Source organism: Nocardia sp. NPDC059228 (assembly GCF_042754245.1).
GTDB lineage: Bacteria > Actinomycetota > Actinomycetes > Mycobacteriales > Mycobacteriaceae > Nocardia.
This window is the reverse complement of the sequence record NZ_JBHZAL010000010.1, coordinates 1-17424: the sequence shown is the minus strand read 5'-3', so window position 1 is coordinate 17424 and position 17424 is coordinate 1. Positions and strand designations below refer to the sequence as shown.

21 protein-coding genes are annotated in these 17424 nt (G+C 68.3%); 8 read left to right on the top strand and 13 right to left on the bottom strand.

The genetic code is table 11. The features are described from left to right. Nucleotides 1-79: 79 nt before the first annotated feature. The gene (locus ACFXKA_RS17555; protein ID WP_379428011.1) at nucleotides 80-943 is read left to right on the top strand and encodes an SDR family oxidoreductase; all 864 of its coding nucleotides are present in this window, start codon (nucleotides 80-82) and stop codon (nucleotides 941-943) included. Nucleotides 944-964: 21 nt separating this feature from the next. Then, nucleotides 965-2275 carry a phytoene desaturase family protein gene (locus ACFXKA_RS17550; RefSeq protein ID WP_379428010.1) on the top strand — a complete coding sequence of 437 codons (1311 nt, stop codon included), beginning with the start codon at nucleotides 965-967 and terminating at the stop codon, nucleotides 2273-2275. A 15-nt stretch (nucleotides 2276-2290) separates the two neighbouring features. Here the strand turns inward: ACFXKA_RS17550 and ACFXKA_RS17545 are convergent, their stop codons facing one another. Next, a complete protein-coding gene (locus ACFXKA_RS17545; protein WP_379428009.1) occupies nucleotides 2291-2938 on the bottom strand; it encodes a TetR/AcrR family transcriptional regulator in 648 nt (215 codons plus the stop codon). 70 nt (nucleotides 2939-3008) lie between these two features. Between ACFXKA_RS17545 and ACFXKA_RS17540 the strand changes: the two genes are divergently transcribed. Next, on the top strand, nucleotides 3009-4427 hold the full coding sequence (locus ACFXKA_RS17540; protein WP_379428008.1) for a cytochrome P450: 1419 nt from the start codon (nucleotides 3009-3011) through the stop codon (nucleotides 4425-4427). A 35-nt stretch (nucleotides 4428-4462) separates the two neighbouring features. Here the strand turns inward: ACFXKA_RS17540 and ACFXKA_RS17535 are convergent, their stop codons facing one another. Beyond that, complete coding sequence (locus ACFXKA_RS17535; RefSeq protein ID WP_354846483.1) at nucleotides 4463-5467, bottom strand: hypothetical protein; 1005 nt, start codon at nucleotides 5465-5467, stop codon at nucleotides 4463-4465. A 124-nt stretch (nucleotides 5468-5591) separates the two neighbouring features. Here ACFXKA_RS17535 and ACFXKA_RS17530 point away from each other — a divergent pair, with 124 nt between their 5' ends. Continuing rightward, nucleotides 5592-6383 carry a 3-oxo-5-alpha-steroid 4-dehydrogenase gene (locus tag ACFXKA_RS17530; protein ID WP_379428007.1) on the top strand — a complete coding sequence of 264 codons (792 nt, stop codon included), beginning with the start codon at nucleotides 5592-5594 and terminating at the stop codon, nucleotides 6381-6383. Here ACFXKA_RS17530 and ACFXKA_RS17525 read toward each other — a convergent pair. The 5 genes from ACFXKA_RS17525 to ACFXKA_RS17505 all read right to left on the bottom strand — a co-directional run bounded on the left by ACFXKA_RS17525 (nucleotide 6376) and on the right by ACFXKA_RS17505 (nucleotide 10795). Next, nucleotides 6376-7662 carry a diguanylate cyclase domain-containing protein gene (locus tag ACFXKA_RS17525; RefSeq protein WP_379428006.1) on the bottom strand — a complete coding sequence of 429 codons (1287 nt, stop codon included), beginning with the start codon at nucleotides 7660-7662 and terminating at the stop codon, nucleotides 6376-6378. The genes ACFXKA_RS17530 and ACFXKA_RS17525 overlap by 8 nt on opposite strands. A 34-nt stretch (nucleotides 7663-7696) precedes the next feature. Further along, nucleotides 7697-8506 carry an SAM-dependent methyltransferase gene (locus ACFXKA_RS17520; protein ID WP_379428005.1) on the bottom strand — a complete coding sequence of 270 codons (810 nt, stop codon included), beginning with the start codon at nucleotides 8504-8506 and terminating at the stop codon, nucleotides 7697-7699. 171 nt (nucleotides 8507-8677) lie between these two features. Further along, on the bottom strand, nucleotides 8678-9457 hold the full coding sequence (locus ACFXKA_RS17515; RefSeq protein ID WP_354846495.1) for a M50 family metallopeptidase: 780 nt from the start codon (nucleotides 9455-9457) through the stop codon (nucleotides 8678-8680). A gap of 353 nt (nucleotides 9458-9810) precedes the next feature. Beyond that, nucleotides 9811-10308, bottom strand: a complete 498-nt coding sequence (locus tag ACFXKA_RS17510) for a response regulator (protein WP_354846498.1) — start codon at nucleotides 10306-10308, stop codon at nucleotides 9811-9813. A 310-nt stretch (nucleotides 10309-10618) separates the two neighbouring features. Further along, nucleotides 10619-10795, bottom strand: coding sequence for a hypothetical protein (locus tag ACFXKA_RS17505; RefSeq protein ID WP_379428004.1), 177 nt, complete (start codon nucleotides 10793-10795; stop codon nucleotides 10619-10621). 24 nt (nucleotides 10796-10819) lie between these two features. Between ACFXKA_RS17505 and ACFXKA_RS17500 the strand changes: the two genes are divergently transcribed. Then, on the top strand, nucleotides 10820-11014 hold the full coding sequence (locus tag ACFXKA_RS17500; protein ID WP_379428003.1) for a LysR family transcriptional regulator: 195 nt from the start codon (nucleotides 10820-10822) through the stop codon (nucleotides 11012-11014). A gap of 195 nt (nucleotides 11015-11209) precedes the next feature. Here ACFXKA_RS17500 and ACFXKA_RS17495 read toward each other — a convergent pair whose 3' ends face one another. Both ACFXKA_RS17495 and ACFXKA_RS17490 read right to left on the bottom strand, forming a co-directional pair. Continuing rightward, nucleotides 11210-11752: a hypothetical protein gene (locus tag ACFXKA_RS17495; RefSeq protein ID WP_379428002.1), complete on the bottom strand. Its 543-nt coding sequence runs from the start codon at nucleotides 11750-11752 to the stop codon at nucleotides 11210-11212. An 89-nt stretch (nucleotides 11753-11841) separates the two neighbouring features. Next, nucleotides 11842-12171 (bottom strand): plasmid stabilization protein, encoded by a 330-nt coding sequence (locus ACFXKA_RS17490; protein WP_379428001.1) that lies wholly within the window; start codon nucleotides 12169-12171, stop codon nucleotides 11842-11844. A gap of 258 nt (nucleotides 12172-12429) precedes the next feature. Here ACFXKA_RS17490 and ACFXKA_RS17485 point away from each other — a divergent pair, with 258 nt between their 5' ends. The 3 genes from ACFXKA_RS17485 (at nucleotide 12430) to ACFXKA_RS17475 (ending at nucleotide 15490) form a co-directional block, all read left to right on the top strand. After that, nucleotides 12430-12813: an STAS domain-containing protein gene (locus ACFXKA_RS17485; protein WP_379428000.1), complete on the top strand. Its 384-nt coding sequence runs from the start codon at nucleotides 12430-12432 to the stop codon at nucleotides 12811-12813. Between the two features lie 152 nt (nucleotides 12814-12965). Continuing rightward, the gene (locus ACFXKA_RS17480; protein WP_379427999.1) at nucleotides 12966-13493 is read left to right on the top strand and encodes an ATP-binding protein; all 528 of its coding nucleotides are present in this window, start codon (nucleotides 12966-12968) and stop codon (nucleotides 13491-13493) included. Between the two features lie 131 nt (nucleotides 13494-13624). Next, nucleotides 13625-15490 carry a KUP/HAK/KT family potassium transporter gene (locus ACFXKA_RS17475; RefSeq protein ID WP_354846536.1) on the top strand — a complete coding sequence of 622 codons (1866 nt, stop codon included), beginning with the start codon at nucleotides 13625-13627 and terminating at the stop codon, nucleotides 15488-15490. Between the two features lie 9 nt (nucleotides 15491-15499). Here the strand turns inward: ACFXKA_RS17475 and ACFXKA_RS17470 are convergent, their stop codons facing one another. From ACFXKA_RS17470 to ACFXKA_RS17455, 4 genes are all read right to left on the bottom strand, one after another. Further along, a complete protein-coding gene (locus tag ACFXKA_RS17470) occupies nucleotides 15500-16249 on the bottom strand; it encodes a metallophosphoesterase (RefSeq protein ID WP_379427998.1) in 750 nt (249 codons plus the stop codon). A gap of 21 nt (nucleotides 16250-16270) precedes the next feature. Then, entirely contained in the window at nucleotides 16271-16525 is a 255-nt protein-coding gene (locus ACFXKA_RS17465; RefSeq protein WP_354846520.1) for a BON domain-containing protein, read from the bottom strand. After that, nucleotides 16522-17079, bottom strand: coding sequence for a hypothetical protein (locus tag ACFXKA_RS17460; RefSeq protein WP_379427997.1), 558 nt, complete (start codon nucleotides 17077-17079; stop codon nucleotides 16522-16524). The genes ACFXKA_RS17465 and ACFXKA_RS17460 overlap by 4 nt, the downstream gene beginning before the upstream one ends. An 80-nt stretch (nucleotides 17080-17159) precedes the next feature. Further along, nucleotides 17160-17424: hypothetical protein (locus tag ACFXKA_RS17455; RefSeq protein ID WP_379427996.1), on the bottom strand; the 265-nt coding region annotated here is incomplete at its 5' end.

The following is a 17424-nucleotide window of genomic DNA, read 5'->3' as shown; positions in this document are numbered from 1 at the left end:
AGTGTGGCAGGCAGCACACGGGCGCCGAATTCGCTCCTGCTACGTTCCGAACTGTCATCAACTTCGGCAAGGAGAGTTCATGCCTGGTGTAACCGATCGCGTCGTCATTGTCACCGGAGCCGGTGGCGGACTGGGCCGGGAGTACGCATTGTTGCTCGCCCGCGAGGGCGCGCTGGTCGTCGTCAACGACCTCGGCGGTGCGCGCGACGGCTCCGGATCCGGGCACAATATGGCCGACGCCGTGGTCGAGGAGATCCGCGCGGCCGGCGGCACCGCGGTCGCCAACTACGACAGCGTCGCCACCGAGGAGGGTGCGAAGGCGCTGGTCCAGACCGCGATCGACAGCTTCGGTGCGGTGCACGGCGTGGTCAACAACGCGGGCATCCTGCGCGACATGAGCTTCGTCAAGATGACCCCCGAGGCCTTCGAGGCCGTGCAGCGCGTGCACCTGTTCGGCTCGTTCTACGTCACCCACGCCGCCTGGCCGCACTTCCGCGAGCAAGGATTCGGCCGCGTCGTCATGGCCACCTCCACCTCCGGCCTGTACGGCAACTTCGGCCAGGCCAATTACGGCGCAGCCAAACTCGGCATGGTCGGCATGATGAACACCCTCGCCATCGAGGGCCGCAAATACGATATCGGCGTCAATGCCGTCGCGCCCATCGCCGCCACCCGCATGACCGCCGACATCGCCTCGGCCGAGATGCTCGAGAAGCTGCCGCCGGCCCAGGTCGCGCCCATCGTCGGCCACCTGATGAGCGAGGACTGCACCGACTCCGGCATGGTGCTGGTGGTCGGCGGCGGCTCGGTGCACCGGACCCAGCTGTTCGCCAACCAGCCCGTCTTCTTCAGTGAGGTCCCGACGATGGACCAGGTGCGAGAGAATTGGAGTCGTATTACCGATATGTCCGACGCTCGGCCCGGGGTGAACCCAGCGGGCTGAGCCTGCTCGAGGGGGCTCGCCATGAGCGAGAACACGTGGGACGCACTGGTTGTCGGAGCCGGAGCGGGCGGGCTGTGCGCGGCCGCCCGGCTCTCGCACCACGGCTACCGCACCCTGGTGGTCGAACGCCTGGACCGGATCGGCGGACGAGCCTCCACCACCGAACTCGACGGTTTCATCGTCAACACCGGCGCGGTCGTCGTCGAACTCGGCGGCATCACCGAACGGACCTTCGAGGAGGTGGGCGCGAAATTCGAAGTGCGCCCGGCGGATCCGCCGATCCTGTACCGCATCAACGGCCGTGACGTGGATGTCACCAGCGGCGGCTGGGGGCTGCTCATCTCCCAGCTGACCCGCCAGGGGGCCAAGCTGCTCACCGGAATCGGCGCGACCCGCACCGACGGCGGGCTGTCCGACCGGGAGCTGTCCACCGCCGACTGGGTGCGGCGGTACACCAAAAACGATGCGGTACAAGGAATCTTCCGCAATATGTGCGGCTCGATCTTCGCGGTCGGCTCGGAGGAGCTCCCCGCGCGCGTGTTCCTCACCTACTTCACCCGTGCGTCGGCGTTCAAGAAGCTCGGCTTCTGCCCGGAGGGCACCATCGGCCTCTGGAAGGCCCTGGCGGAGGTGGTGGAACGCAATGGGGGACAGGTGCGCATGGGCAGCGAGGTGCAGCAGCTGCTCGTCGAGGACGATCGCGTTGTCGGGGCGCGCATCCGGCGCGGGGGTGAAACCTCCGATGTCTCCTGTGCTTTCGCGGTCAGCGACATCGGGCCGTCGGCCACACTGGATCTCGTTGGCCCCGAACACTTTCCGTCCGACTATGTCGGCTCGGTGCTGCAACGCGATCTGCCGTGCGCCATGATCTCGGTCAACTTCGCCAGCCGGGAACCGCTCATCGACGCGCCCGGCCTGCTCAGCTTCGCCCGCACCAGGCGGCTGTGCTACGTCGCCAACTTCACCGCCACCTGCCCGGAGATGGCCCCCGAGGGCTGGCACCTCTACGTCGGCACCGGGGTGCCCAAGCCGTCGGTGGGCGACTTCGACTCCGAGGCCGAAACCGCGCTCGTGCTCCAGGATCTGCGCGAGGAGATCCCGGGCTTCGACACGGCCCGCATCCTGTCCATCGCCGTCACCCGCGACGACTGGCCACCCCAGCGCACGGTCGCCGGCTACGACCTGCCCCACGACACCCCGATCGCCAATCTCTGGAACGTCGGCGACGCGGTCAAGGAGTACGCCAACGGCGGCATCACCGCCTGCACCGAGACCGCGAAGATCGTCGTCGACGAGATCATCGCCAGCGGCATCGGACGCCGCGCGTCCTGAGTCCTGCGGACCCGCTCAGCCGAGCTTCTCGGTGATTCCGGGGAGCCGGTCCACCATGGCCACAACGTAATCCGCGACGATCCCGATCAGCACGGGCCGCTCCACCTTCAGGCCGCCGTCGAGCCACACCAGGATCAGCTCGGCCGCGCCGCCGGTGATCAGCTGGGCCAGTGCGGTCAGGGCGGTGTCGTCGCCCTCGGGAATATCGAGCAGCACCCGCGTCTGCTCGATGAGCAGCTGCGCCACCCGGCGCATGCCCTCGAAGCGGCGGCGCATGAGCAACTCGCTGCCGTAGGCCTGCGCGAAGGCGATGTTCGCCCGGCGCGGATCGTCGGTCACCGTGATGATGAGCGCCGCGACCCCGGCCCGCAGCTTCTCCTCGGGCCCGCCGGGGGTCTCGGTCATGGCCGTGCGAGCCTGCTCGAGGGCCGCGCCCTGCACCTCGTCCAGCAGCGCGGAGGCCAGCGCGTCCAGGCCGGTGAAGGATTCGTAGAAGAAGCGCGGCCCCACCTTCGCCTGTTCGCACACCCCGCGCACGGTCAGCGCGGCCAGCCCCTGCGTGCCGACGATCTCGAGGGCCGCGTCCAGCAGCCGCCGCCGGCGCTGCTCCCGACGCTCGTCGGTCGTGGTGCCGCGATAGGTCCCGTTGAAAGCTCGCGTCACCCTGACAGCTTGGCACAGAAATCGGGAAACGACCGTTTACGGAAACTATCGTTTCCGCTACCGTTGAGGCATGGCTGTGCGAAAAGCCGTGGTGAACCATCGAATTCAGTGCCGCGCCGCCGGGGTACTGGAGCGCTATCCCAGCGTGCCGCGGGCACTCGCGACACCGCCGCCGGGCAGCGGGCTCAAACCGGTGATGGGTGACTACGGCCCGCCCGGCATCGGCCACGTGGTGAGCACTCTCGCCGACCCCCTCACCTTCGGCCGCGACCGGATGCGCCGCTACGGCCCCGTGCAGTGGATGGGCGTCTTCGGGCGGCAGGTGGTGGGCATCGGCAGCCCGGCCGCCGTGGAGGAGGTGCTGCTGGACCGCAAGCACGTGCTCTCCGCGCAACAGGGCTGGGAATTCCTCATCGGCCCGTTCTTCCGCGGCGGAATCCTGCTGCGCGACTTCGACGATCACGCCTACCACCGCCGTATCCTGCAGCAGGCCTTCACCCGCCCGCGGCTCATCGGCTACCTCAACCTCACCACGCCGCGCATCGTGCGCGGCGTCGACTCCTGGCAGCCCGCCCCCGATTTCCCGCTCTACGACCATGTCAAGCGCATGCTGCTGGAACAGGCCACCGTGGTCTTCGCGGGCGCGGAACTCGGTCCCGAGGGCACGCGCCTGTCCCAGGCCTTCGAGGACGCTGTGCACGGCGGCAAGGCCATCATCCGCACCAATATGCCCGGCGGCGTGTGGAATCGGGGCCTGCGCGGCCGCCGGCTGCTCGAGGACTACTTCCGCCGGGAACTGCCCGCCAAGCGCGCCGGCGACGGCGAGGACCTGTTCAGCGTCCTCTGCCACGCCGAGACCGAGGACGGCGAATCCTTCACCGACGCCGACATCGTCGACCACATGATCTTCGTCATGATGGCCGCCCACGACACCAGCACCCTGGCCATCTCCATGCTGGCCTACGAACTGGCCCGGCACCCGGAATGGCAGCAGCGGCTGCGCGAGGAATCGCGGGCGCTGGGCAAACCCACCCTCGATTACGCCGACCTGGACCGGCTGCCCGCCCTGGAGATGGCCTTCCGCGAAACCCTGCGCATGTACGCCCCGGTCGGCCAGATGGTGCGAGAAGCGCTGGAGGACACCGAGATCGCCGGGTACTTCATCCCCAAGGGCGCGCTGATCATGGTCGGCTCGTACTCGATGATGCGCAGCGAGGAGTACTGGCACGACCCGGACGTGTTCGATCCGGAACGCTTCGATCCCGCACGCGCCGAGGACAAGTCGCACCGCTACGCCTGGCCGCCCTTCGGCGGCGGCGCGCACAAGTGCATCGGCCGGTACTTCGGCGGCATGACCGTCAAGGCCACCATGCACCGCATGCTGCTGAACTACCGCTGGAGTGTGCCGGACGGCTACCAGGTGCCCCTGGTCGCCGGTACCGGCCCGACGCCGGCGGACGGCCTGCCGATCCGCCTGCGCCGGCTCTGAGGCTCACCCGCGCCCGGCGACCGCCGAATGGCGGGTCACCGGACGTCGCGCGGAATCCCGAGTTCGATATCCAGATAGCGCAATTCCGGATCGCGGCGGCGGCCGTTGCGGAACGCGCGGAACACCAGATCCTGCGGATGCCCGACGGTGAACACCTCGGTGAAGGTGGCCACCGTCCGCCGCGGCGCGCCCTCCAGGCTGGGATTGAACCCGGTCTTGGCCAGCGGCCCCTCCCAGATGAGCGCCGCCCCGCCGGGCACGCTGTGCGGGGCGAAACTCCAGCCCAGCTCGCGCATGCGCCGGTCGAACTCGCCCGCGCCCAGTCCGGCCACATCCCAGCCGCTGGCCTCGTTGAAAAGCTGCCTGCCGTGCAGGAATTGGACGAAGCACGGGTCCGGTCCGGGGTGCGGAGTGCTGAGGTTGATCACCCCGTCCCAGGGCAGCGTGGTCAGCGCCCAGCTCAGCCTGTCCTCGAAGTCGGCCCAGTTCGAACACGCCACCGGCGCGTCGCGCTCGCTCGGGCGGTCGGCGGGCAGGCCGTAGCTGCCGCTGCCGGGCGCGTCCATGCTCCAGGTGGCGAAACGCAGCCGGTCCCCGTCCATGTCGAGCCCGTCGCGCAATACCGCCACCACGGATTCGGCCACGCCGCGCCGATGATCGACCGACTCCCCGCGCTGCCATCCGGTGCTCCATTCGCGTGCCAGCCGCGGCTGCTGGTGCACCCGCTGCATGGCCCGCCACTGCGGATCCGGTGCGGTGGCATCGGATTCCGAGGGCAGCGGCACCGGATCCCAGGTGCCGTCGGGCTGCGCGCGCAGCACCGTCAGCAGCGCTTCGGCCTCGGCGGCGTCGTCGGGGACGGCGATCAGCACCTCGATCTCGGTGCCCTGCTGCGCGAAATGCACACGGCGGCCGGTGAGTTCGTCACGAACCTGAACGAAGCGCGGGTTCCATCCGAGTCCGGACTCGTCGGCGTCCTCGTCCTCCTCGAGAAAAAACGGCATCCATTCGATCAGCACATCCCATCCCTGCGAACCCACCTTGCCTCCCTCCGGGTTCTCGCCAAACTACCCGCCGGACACCGTTCGCGCCCCCCGGTAAGTACCGGCCAGGCCGTGCACTGTGGTAGAACCTGTTCTAGTTTTTCGACCTGAAGGACCGCGAATGAACTGGTACACCGGCAATACCGTCTACGACACCGTGCTCACGATCGCTTTCGCGTTCGCAGCTTTCGTGCTGATCGGCGGCCTCTTCGGGCAGAGTCCCTACGGCCGCTTCGCCACCGCCAAACTCGGACTCAATCTCAATCCGAAGCTCGGCTGGTGGTTGATGGAGATTCCGGCCACCGTGGTCTTCGCCGTCGCGTACCTCAGCGGTCCGCGCCGCTTCGAGCCGACTTCCCTGGTGCTGGCGGCCATCTGGATTCTGCACTACGGCAACCGCGGCTGGTTCTTCCCCCTCTCCATTCGCCAAGTGCCCGGCAAGACCAGCAGTTTCAATGTTTCCGTGCTCGGCATGGGCATGTTCGTGACCGCGCTGCACGGCTACCTCAATGGTGCGCTCTTCAGCCACGATTATCTCGGGCAGTACGACACGAATTGGCTGACCGACCCGCGCTTCATCATCGGGCTGATCGTCTACCTCTGCGGTTTCGCGCTGCTGGTGAGCTCGGAGTGGATCGTCCGGAATCTGCGCGACAAGAACAACCCGGGGGCAACGGAATACAAGATCCCGTACGGTCTGGGATTCCGATTCGTCACCAGCCCCACCTATCTCGGCGAACTGGTCGCCTGGGCCGGATTCGCCATTCTCACCTGGGCGCTGCCCGGCGTGGTCATCTTCCTGATCACCTTCGGCAATCTGGTGCCGCGCGCCTTCGCCACCCACACCTGGTACCGGGAGAAGTTCGAGGACTACCCGGCGGAGCGAAAAGCGCTGGTGCCATTCGTCATCTAGGGTCGCCGAGCACGCCGTGGCGCAGCGCCTTGTCACGGTACATGGCGACGTCCACGGCGTGCATGAGCTCGTCGATGGCGGTGGAATCGGTGTCCACCAGCGCGGTGCCGATGCTCGCGCCCACCTGCACCAGCAGCCCCGCCACGTCGAACGGATCGCGCAGCGCGGCCAGCAGGCCGTCCGCGACGGTGTCCAATTCGTCCTGACCTGTGCAGTTTTCGACCAGGACGATGAACTCGTCGCCGCCCAGCCGCGCCGCCACCCCATTCGGCGGCAGGGCCCGGCGCAGCCGCTGGCCCACCTCGCACAGCACCCGGTCGCCGGCGGTGTGGCCGCGGCGGTCGTTGATCTCCTTGAAGCCGTCCAGATCCAGGTAGCAGACCCCGACCTGGCCCGTGGCCGCGGCGAGACGGTCGAAGAACAGCAGGCGGTTGGGCAGGCCGGTGAGTGAATCGTGGTGGGCGTCGTACCAGAGCTGATCGGCCAGCTGCTTGCGGTCGGTGACATCGACGGTGACGCCGATCAGGAAGCGCGGCTTACCCTCGCTGTCGCGGACCACCGTCATGGACAGGTCGATGACGGTGTGCGTGCCGTCCGGCTTGGTGTGCCGGGTCTCGAAGCGGAAGCGGTCGATCTCACCGGAGAGCAGGCGCTGGAACAGGGAGAACGCCTCACCGATGTTCTCGGGGCCGAGAATGTCGGACACGGTGCGGCCGGGCATGGATTCGGCGGGCACGCCCAGGGTCTCGGCGAAGGCGTTGTTGACGTCGACCACCTTGCCGGTGGCGGCATCGACGGTGCCGATGCCCACCGACGCCCCCTCGAAGATGGCCTGGAACCGCGCCTCCGACAGCTGGCGCCGCGCCTCGGCCTCCTGGACCGCGGTGAGGGCGGCGCCGAGCGTCGTCTCCTGTTCGGCCAGCGCCACATTGCGCAGCCCGGCGGTGAACTCGGCGGCGAATTCCGCGGCCAGTTCGATGGCGCGATCGCGGACCGGCCCGTAGTCCGCGCAGCCGGGGTCGGGGCAGGCGTCGGTCACCAGGTCCTTGCACAGCACCAGCACCGAGCGGTGCACGGCCAGCGGGTCGCGGTAGTTGGCGGCCACCAGGGCGACGGCGGCCTCCCGCGCCACCGACATGTCCCCGGTGCCGCGCACGGCCGCGATCAGGCGGTCACCGAAACCGTCGAGCAGCTCCTCCACCTGGGCCCGGGTGAGCGTCGGCGCGACCGCGCCATCGAGAGCGTCGGCCCATCGGACCGCCAACTCGTGTGCTGCCACCGGTGACCCCCTGCCCCTGACTCGTCCGAACCACTCAGGCCTTGCGGCCCACACCCGCCAGACCTAGCGAACGGCCCGGCGCCTCATGCTGGTCACGGTCGGATTCCGGCCGCCACAGCGGCAATTCCACCACACCGGGCTCGATCGGCTCCCACTTGCCGAACAGCGCGGCGATCTCGTCGCGGCTGCGGAACTGCAGTCCTATCTTGCTGACATTGTGCGAGTTCTCCACCAGCTTCGCCGCGTCGTCGGGGCGCGTGGCCGAGGTGAGATGCGAAATCGCGACGTAGCTGCCGACGGGCACGGCGTCGTGGAGGGCGTTGACCTTGTCGATGGGGGCGTAGTCGTCGCTCATCAGGTGCAGGACCGCAATGAGAAGGATGCCGACGGGTTGGTCGAAGTCAATGATGCCGGTGCCCCGCGCCTGCTCCAGCAGCGCCGCGGGCTCGCGTAGGTCGGCCTCGATGGCGGCCGCCCGGTCGTTTCCCCGCAGGATGGCACGGGAGTGGGCCACGGCCACCGGATCGATATCGACGTAGAGCACCCGGCACTCCGGATCGATGGCGTGCGCCACCTCGTGCACATTGCCCGCGGTCGGAATGCCGGAACCGATGTCGAGGAACTGCCGTACACCCGAATCCACCAGGAAGCGGACCGCGCGCCGCAGGAAGGCCCGATTGCTCAGCGCCAGCCGCGGCAGGTCGGGGACCAGCGACTTGCCCGCCGCGGCGGCCTGCCGGTCGACCTCGAAATTGTGGGAGCCGCCCAGTAGCGCGTCGTACATGCGCGCGGGGCTGGGCCGGGTCATATCCACGCCCTCCGGGGCCCATGCCGGTCGTTCCATCCCGAATCCCTCCTTGCCGCAACGATGGAGCGCCCGCCGGCGGTGCGGGCGGGCCAAAGATCCGGGCAAATCCGGTGTTCGGGATCACCCGGACGGTGTAGGGCGAATGTTAGTCCCCGTTCACCAGAAACCTTGCAGCGATACCACTCTCGCCCTGAGGTGGGAGAATGCTCACCCGGCGGTTGACGCCGCGCAGGTGCTGTGCGTGAGCGGGGGAACACAGACCCCGGTCACATCCGCGAGCAGCAGCCGCGCGCCGAAGGCCAGTGAGCACAGCGCGATCGCGCCGAAGGCCAGCACCCACAGCAGGCCCGGGATCCGGGTCAGGTGGGCCAGCTGGTCGGCGTCGGAGTTCGGCTCGTGTGCGCGATTGCGCTGCAGCTCGATCACCGGCCGCACCGCCGCCAGCAGCAGGAACCAGGCCGCCAGATACGCCAGCGCCGCCTGGGTGGTGTCGCTGCCGAACCAGGACACCGCGAACACCACGCCGCCGGTCACCAGGATCGACAGCAGACCGTACCAGTTGCGCACCTTCACCAGCAGCACCAGCAGCAGCGCGATGGTCAGCCACAGCATGAGCGTGAGGCGATGCGCGCCCAGCAGCGCCGCGTAGGCCAGTCCCAGCAGCGCGGGCGCGGGGTAGCCGGCCGCGGTCGTCAGGATCATGCCGAGCCCATAGGGTTTCCCGCTCGACACCGTGAGTCCGGAAGTGTCCGAATGCAATCGGATGCCGTTGAGCCGCCGCCCGGTGAGCAGCGCCGTGAACGCGTGCCCGCCCTCGTGGGCGATGGTCACCGCATTGCGCAGAATCCGCCACGTCGGCCGGAACGCCACCAGCAGCAGCGCCACCACTCCGGTCCCGACCACCAGTTGCCACGGCGGCGGTGACTGTGTGGTGGACAGCCGATCCACGACCGTGCTGCCCCGCTGAACGAATTCCGCTGTATTCACCGCCGCACCCTATCGACTCGGGCCGGGAGCGACCACAGCTCGCGGCCCGGCCGGCCGGCCCGGCGGCGCACCGGTGCGGATCCGCCGGGTCGCGGCGCCGCGGAGCAGCAGCGGCACAGGTGGATTCAGTTCACGAAGATGTCAGGTTCCGGACGGCGGATATCAACGCGCACAGCCGTTTTGGGGACTACTCTGCATATCGGCAGTGACACCGGGTGCCCGTCCGGTACTGCCCGGGTGGGTCTCGTCGGTATCCCGAGGCATGGTCCCCGAATAGTTGATGCCGCCGGAATCCCATCCCCTGCTCCGGCGGCATCGCCGGGCAGGGGTCTGTCGGTTTCGCCGGCCGCGGTTCAGGCCGCGGCGTAGGGCCTCGGATCCGGCGTGGTTTCGTGCTTGGCGTCGGCGCTCGCGCCCGGTGCCCGGTGGGCGCGCAGCCGGAAGGCGATGCATTCCAGCAGTTCGCGGGTGTGGACCGGCAGGAGCAGGCATTCCGAAGCGCCTGCGGCCAGGATCGTTTCCAGAAATTCGGGGTTGTGGTCGGTGCTGAGCGCGATGATGGGCGCGGTGGTCCGCGCGCGCAGATCGCGGCACAGCTCGGCCGCCGCGACATCGGGCACCGCCCGGTCCAGCAGGATGACATCGGGTTTCAGGCGGTCCTGGGTGCGCAGGGCCTGCCGTCCGCTGGCCGTCTGGAAGGTGTGGTAGCCCGCCGCGGCGAGCACCAGCACCGTGATCTCGGCGACGGCCGGATTGCTCTCCACCACCAGGATCTTCGCCGGCGCGGTGGCTCGCTCACTCTGTGGTGAACGCGCATGTGCCGTAGTTGTCGATTTCTGAACTCTGTTCATGATTGCGGTCCTCCGCTCGGCGGGATCCCCCGACCCATGCCGTCAACCGTCGAGCGAAACATCACCACGTGGGCAATTCGTTCCGACTTTGCCCTTTGTGCAATCGACGGAACCCGACGCTATCTCGTTGCCCGTCCGTTATGCCAGGAAAATGCAAGAATTTGCCAAATGATCGCTGAAGTCTTCTGGGCTCGGCCACTGGCCGTTCACTTACCGTACACTTCAAATTCACTGCCCAGTTGGCTTTGTGACCAGGTGTAATGGTGAAGGCCAGAAGCGGATCGCCCGCTCAGGACCGGAATCGGCGGGATTATCTGCTCTCGCCGGGGAACCACGGCACAACGCTGCCGTAGCGGATCAATTGCCCGTAGTGCTGCGGCTCGGCTGATTTCCACGCGAGGTCGAGTAGCTGTGCGGCGGCCTGCGCCGGAGTGGGTGCGCGGGTGACGTCCCACCAGAGCGCCGAGGTGGGAAAGGGCCCGGGCATGTGGCCGGCGAGAATCCCTCGGACGTGGTACGCGTGAATGTCGTGGCCTTCGGTGATGCGTCCCTGACCGCGCTGCGTGTCTTCCGGGAGGTGGCCGAACGCGGAACGCTCACCGCCGCGGCGACCGCGCTCGGGTACACCCAGTCGGCGGTATCGCGGCGCTGGAGCGGGCGGCGGGCACCGCGCTGCTGCAGCGGCGCCACGACGGGGTTCGGCTGACGCCCGCCGGTCAGGTGGTGGCGCGGCGCGCGGCCGCGGTGATCGACCAGATGGACGCCGCCCGCATCCATGCCCGACCCGGCTGCGCGTCTCGCTGCCGCCCTCCGCACTGCCGCTGTGGGCTGACGTCTGTCCGGAGCGCGGGAACCGGTGCGGGGGGCCTCATTTCGGTGTCGGCTCGCGGGAGTGCCGCCGTCAGGACGGTTTGTTGTGTCCGATCCCCGGGGCGAAGTCTCGCCATTCGCGCGCCCAGGCGGTGTGGTGGCGGTGCAGGAGGATGCGGTCGGCACACCAGACCAGAACGGTTGCGCCGCAGCAGGTTGCGATCACTGTCAGGATGGCGGTGTCGATGCCCTGGACCACCGCGTCGGACGTGGGCCGCGGCGCGGTGGTGGCCCGGCCCGAGGAGTCCAGCCACTGGGTCACCGTGCTGCCCCGCTTCGCCGAGTTCGGGACGACGACCACGGCGATATCGTTGCGGCCGTGGAAATTCCACGCCACGGTGGCCTGCGGCGGTCCGGACGCCACCACCCCCTGGCCGACCGGAACCGCGATGCGGAGGGGATCGGAGACGACCGTGGCCGTCACCGCGGTTTTGGCGGCGTTCTCGGCGCGGATGTGCGCGCCGGTGGTGGTGGCGGCCGAGATTCCCACGACGACCGCCAGCGGAATGGAGGCCACGGCCACGAGCACCGCGACCAGCCGCCAGGCCGCCTGCAGACGGTCCGAGGAACGCATCAGCCGATTGCGGCTCCACGGCGCGTTCCGGTGGATCCGAACGGGTAGCGACGCCGAGCGCGGCATCGTCGTTCGCCTCCTTCGATGGATCAGTCGCGGCCGAGAGCGTGCGCGAGCTGAGCCTTGGACATGCCGGATCGGCCCTTGATATTGCGCTGCTTGGCCTCGTTGTAGAGCTGGTCCCGGGTGAGTCCCTTGGGACCGCGGCGCCCCGAGCGCTGGCCTCCACGCTGCTGCGGGGACTTGCCCTCGAGCGACGTCCGGCTCGCGGTCGCGGTCTTGCCGGCGCGGGCGCGGTTCTTGTTCACGGTACGAGCACCGATCTCTTTGGCGCGCTTGGGCGATGCGCCGCGGTCCTCGGCGGAATCGCGGATGTGTTCGTACTGACGTTCCTCTTTGCCGGTCCATTCCTTGGGCATGATTCCGCCTTTCGGTCAGGGGAGGGGGCCATCGGTTTCGTCGGTCCATTCGATGCCGCGATACCCGGACAGGGCGTGGTGAAACGGGCTGGGAGTAGCCACCCCGGCGGTCAGGTGGCAGACTGAGTGCAGGTTGAGACTCCAGCCGATCCCGATCCCCCCATGCCTTCTCGCAGTTCGAGCGTGTCGTCGATACGACCTGCGCTCGGACGCTCTCTCGTCGAGGCGGATCGGCCACTCCCTGCTGGGAGGTATGTCATGTCAACGGTGTCCCTCGCACATAGCCATGTTGCGAATGAGATGCCCGGCCGCCGCTCGCGCCGCACGCCCGATGGGACCGGAATCACCGATTGCCTCATCATCGCGGTCACGGGCGAACTCGACATGAACGGGTTGCCCGCGTTCCGGACCGCGCTGTCCGTCGCCGTCGATGCCGCGCCGCCCGCGGTGATCGTGGATCTGCGTCGTGCGCGATTTCTGAGCGTGCGCAATGCGGTCGTGCTGCTCGATGCCGTTCAGCGTGCCACCCGGTGTGGTGTCGGCATTCTCGTACCGAACGCGCCGCGCGCCGTCGAACGAGTACTCGACGTGACCGGGGTCAGGACCCTGGTCCATCGCGAGCAGGACCTGTCGAGCAACTGATCGGCAGATCCGGCCCGGTCCTGCTCTCGACCGCGCACGAGCAAATACCCGATTGATGAATTCCGCCGGTTTCCCGACCGCTTCGCGGGGTACGCGATGAACGAAACGGGGTCCGATCGCAAAACGGGATTGATTCGATGGGGTGGTGACCGATGAGTGAATCGCCACAGGGTGACAGGATCGGGGACGGCCGAACGCCGAGCCCGGTATTCACCGACCGGCAGAACAACGGTAAGGCGCACCGGTTCACCGACTCCGCGTCGCTGGAGTCGCCCGCTCCGGCCGGTCGGGTGGCGCTGCGAATCCCGGCCGACGCCGGACAACTGGCGATGCTGCGTGCGCTCGCCGAAACCATCATGCTCACAGCCGATTTCACGATCGACGTGGTGACCGATGTGCGGGTCGCACTGGACGAGGTGGCGACGACGTTGATCGCGGCCGCCGTGCCGGACGCCTCGATCGAGTGTGAATTCCGGTTCGACGAGCAGCGGGTCCGGGTGCGCGTGGGCGCGGTGACCGGGAGCGACGCCGGATTGATCGAGCACAGTTTCGGCTGGCATTTCGTGGAAACACTGACCGATTCGATCGCGGTGAGCAGTGCGGAATTCGACGTGGTGCAGTGCGGGTACCCGGTCGTCGTGGAGCTCACCCGGCTCCGTGGGGAAGCGCGCCCGGGATAGCAAGGGCAGGAATTCGTTCGGTGTCCCAGCGCCACGATTCGACGATCTCGGATGACGAAGGGTCAGCCGGGCAGTCCGGCGCGCCGACCGACAACGGTTTCAGCGCGCGGGACGTCGTCCGCCCGGGTCTGGTGATCGGGGCGCTGGGGGTGGTGTTCGGGGACATCGGGACCAGCCCGATCTATACCCTGCGAACGGTGTTCGATCCGTCGGATCCGCACCCGGTCCCGGTGGATCCTGTCAATGTGTACGGCGTCGTGTCACTGGTGTTCTGGTCGGTGCTGATCATCGTGACGGTGACCTATGTGCTGCTGGCGATGCGGGCCGACAATGACGGCGAGGGCGGGATCATGGCGCTGATCACGCTGGTGCGGCGCTGGGCCGCGCGCGGCCGGCACCCGGCGGCCGTGCTGGCGGCGCTCGGAATCTTCGGCGCGGCACTGTTCTTCGGCGACAGCATGATCACCCCGGCCATCTCGGTGCTGTCCGCGGTCGAGGGAATCGAGGTGGTGGAACCGCCGCTGGCGAAGGCCGTCGTGCCGATCACCGCACTGATCATCGTGCTGCTGTTCGTGTTTCAGCATCGCGGGACGGCGTCGGTGGGCCGGTTGTTCGGTCCGGTCATGGTGGTGTGGTTCCTCGCGATCGGAGCGTGCGGCATCGGTGGAATCCGGCAGCAGCCGGGAATCCTGAAGGCGTTGTGGCCGGGCTATGCGCTCGGCTTCCTCGCCGGCCACTTCGCCATCGCCTTCTTCGCACTGGCCGCCATCGTGCTGGCGGTCACCGGGGCGGAGGCGCTGTACGCGGATCTGGGGCACTTCGGTCGCCGATCCATCACTACCGCTTGGCTTTTCCTGGTGCTGCCCGCCTGTCTGCTCAGCTACTTCGGGCAGGCCGCCCTGGTGCTCGGGAACCACGGGCACGTCGCGAGCCCATTCTTCCTGCTGGTCCCGGGCTGGGGGCGGCTTCCGATGGTCGCGCTGGCCACCGCGGCGACGGTGATCGCCTCCCAGGCGGTGATCACCGGCGCGTACTCGGTGGCCTCGCAGGCCGCCCGGATCGGGTATCTGCCGCGGCTGCGCATCGCACATACCTCGGAGTCGACGCCCGGGCAGATCTACGTGCCGTGGATCAATTGGCTGCTGCTGGTCTCGGTGCTCACGCTGGTCTTCGCCTTCCGCAGTTCGACCGCGCTGGCCTTCGCGTTCGGCATGGCGGTGACGTGCACGATCACCATCACGACCCTGCTGCTCGGTTACCTCGCGCACGCGAAATGGCGACTGCCGCTGTGGCTGGTCGCCGTGGTCTGGACGCCGCTGCTCGCGGTGGACCTGCTGTTCGTCGCGGCCAATCTCACCAAGCTGGTGCACGGGGCCTGGCTGCCCCTGCTGATCGGACTCGCCGCGTTCACGGTCATGACGACCTGGCAGCGTGGACGCGAGGTGGTCGCCGACGAACGGGACCGGATGGAAGGTTCGCTGCGTGAGTTCGTCGACGAGCTGTGGCACGACAGGTCGCGGTTGACGATCATCGACCGGACGGCGGTATTCCTCAACCGCAGCAAGGAAACCGTGCCGCTGGCCCTGCGCGCCAATGTCGAGCACAACGGTGTCCGACATCGCCAGACCGTCATCGTGTCGGTCGACACCGAGCCGGTGCCACGCGTTCCACCGGACGACCGCGTGCGGGTCGATCACCTCGGCTACCGCGACGACGGCATCGTCCACGTGACCGTGCGGGTCGGCTATATGGAACACCCCGATGTCCCGGCGGCGCTGGCCGGGCTGGATTCGGACGAGACAGAAGGCGAACTCGACCTCGACCGGGCATCCTACTTCCTGTCCGAGATCGAGTTGCGCGCCGCGGCGAAGCCCATCATGTCCCGATGGCGCACAAGGCTTTTCATCGCCATCAGCTATATCTCGGCCGACGTCGCCGACTACTTCCGGCTGCCCCGCCACCGCACGGTGGTCCTGGGCGAGCGGATCGAGGTGTGACGCCGGGGGTCAGCTGGATGCGCGGAAGCGGGTGGCGGGCACGGGCGGGGCCGGATGGAGCTCGTAGACCGCGTATGCGGTGCCCAGCACGGGCTGGGCCACATTGCGGACCGGTATCCCACCGGGCGTCTCGCCGTGCTCGGTGCCCGCGTGGGCGTGGCCGTGCAGGGCGAGGTCGGCGCCGGCCGTGTCCATGGCCTCGCCGAGCAGGTAGGAACCGAGGAAGGGATAGATCTCGCGGGGCTCGCCGGCGAGGGTGGCCTCGATGGGCGAGTAGTGGGTCAGGGCGATGCGGATATCGGTGTCGAGCGCACTCAGCGCCGTGTGCAGTGCGTTGGCGAGATCAACGGTGTGCGAGGCGAATTCCCGCATCAGGGGTTCGCCGAAGACGCTCGCGCACCGGCCCGCGAAGCCGCCGCCGAAGCCTTTCGTACCGGCGACGCCGAGCACTGTCCCGTCGATGCTGAAAGCGACGCCCGTGCCCTCGAGCACCACGATTCCGGCATCCGCGAGGACGGCGGCGACCTCCTCCGCCGCATCCCCGTGATAGTCGTGGTTGCCGAGTACCGCCGCAACCGGGATGCCGAGCCCGGAGAACTCGCGCGCGGCGACCTGGGCCTCGGCCACGGTGCCGCACTTCGTCAGATCCCCGGCGAGGAGCAGGACATCCGCGTGCCGGTGCAGGTCCTCGAGCGCGGGACGGTACAGGCCCTGGGAATCGGTGCCCACGTGTACATCGCCAACGGCCGCTATCCGCATGTGCCACTGTCCTTTCCCGGGTCACGTCCCGAGCGTTTCGGCGGTCCCGGGTGTCCTCGGCGGGGTCACGCGGACCTCGTTGCGGATTCGGGATTCGGGAAGTTGTTCGCGTACAACGAGTTCCACCTGCCGCCGGCGCTCCTCGGTGGCCACCGTGCCGGTCAGCACCACGATGCCCGCCTGGAGCCGCACCTGGACGCCGAGTTCGGAGGTGCGGGGATCCTCGGCCAGCGCTCGATGTACGTGCGCCGTGTCATATTGCGGGAATTCGCTCATGACGGCACTCCGATCACCTCGAGGTCGGCCAGCAGGCCGAGGAATGCGCGGGCGTAGGGCGAGTGCCGGGTCTGCGTGCGCACCTCGGCCCAGTCGACCTGCTCACGCAGGTCCCGGGCGATCCGGAGCAGCGGCGCCAGATCCAGCCGGTGCGCGTCGAACACCAGCATCTTGTCGATCATCAGATCGGTTCCGCTGATGACCGGCGCCACTGCGGACCCGACGCGCATGACCTCGGCGCGATCCAGCATCTCGTCGGTGACCTCGCGATCGCTGGGGCGGAAGATCAGGTCGATCAGGACGTCTCCGTCGTATGCCTTGGTGAGCCAGTCCTCCGGGGCGTCGGCGATGCGCAAACCGCCCGCGACCAGGGCGCTGCGGGCCCGGGAGACATCGGCGGGCTTGATGAACAGATCCACATCGTGTTCGGATCCCGGACCGCCGCGGGCGTACACCGCGCACCCGCCGGCCACCGCGAATCGGATATCGGTCTGCGCGAGCGTGTTCACCGCCCTGGTCAGCGTGTGCAGCAGTTTGTCGACGGAGGTCGCCATACTGGCGCGGTACCCGCTGCGGCCTCGATCAATCGCTGCGGGTGCGTCCGTATCCCGCGCGAGTGGGAGGACGATCGACGCTATTTCTTCGGTACGAGGATGCCGGTCAGGTCGGCGTCCCGGATCGGGGTGTCCGGGTTGCGCTGGGCTCGGCACATGAGTGTGATGGCCGCGATGGATGCGTCGACGGTGTCCGGATCCGCCGTCGGTGTCACCTTCGTGTCGTGCTCGAGGTATTTGCGGACGGTGCCCCGCTGCTTGCTCTGGTCCTGTGCCATGAATTCGCTGCACGGGGTGTTGCCGCCCTTGTTGACGGCCTCTTTCGCCTGCTCGCAGGCCCCGAGG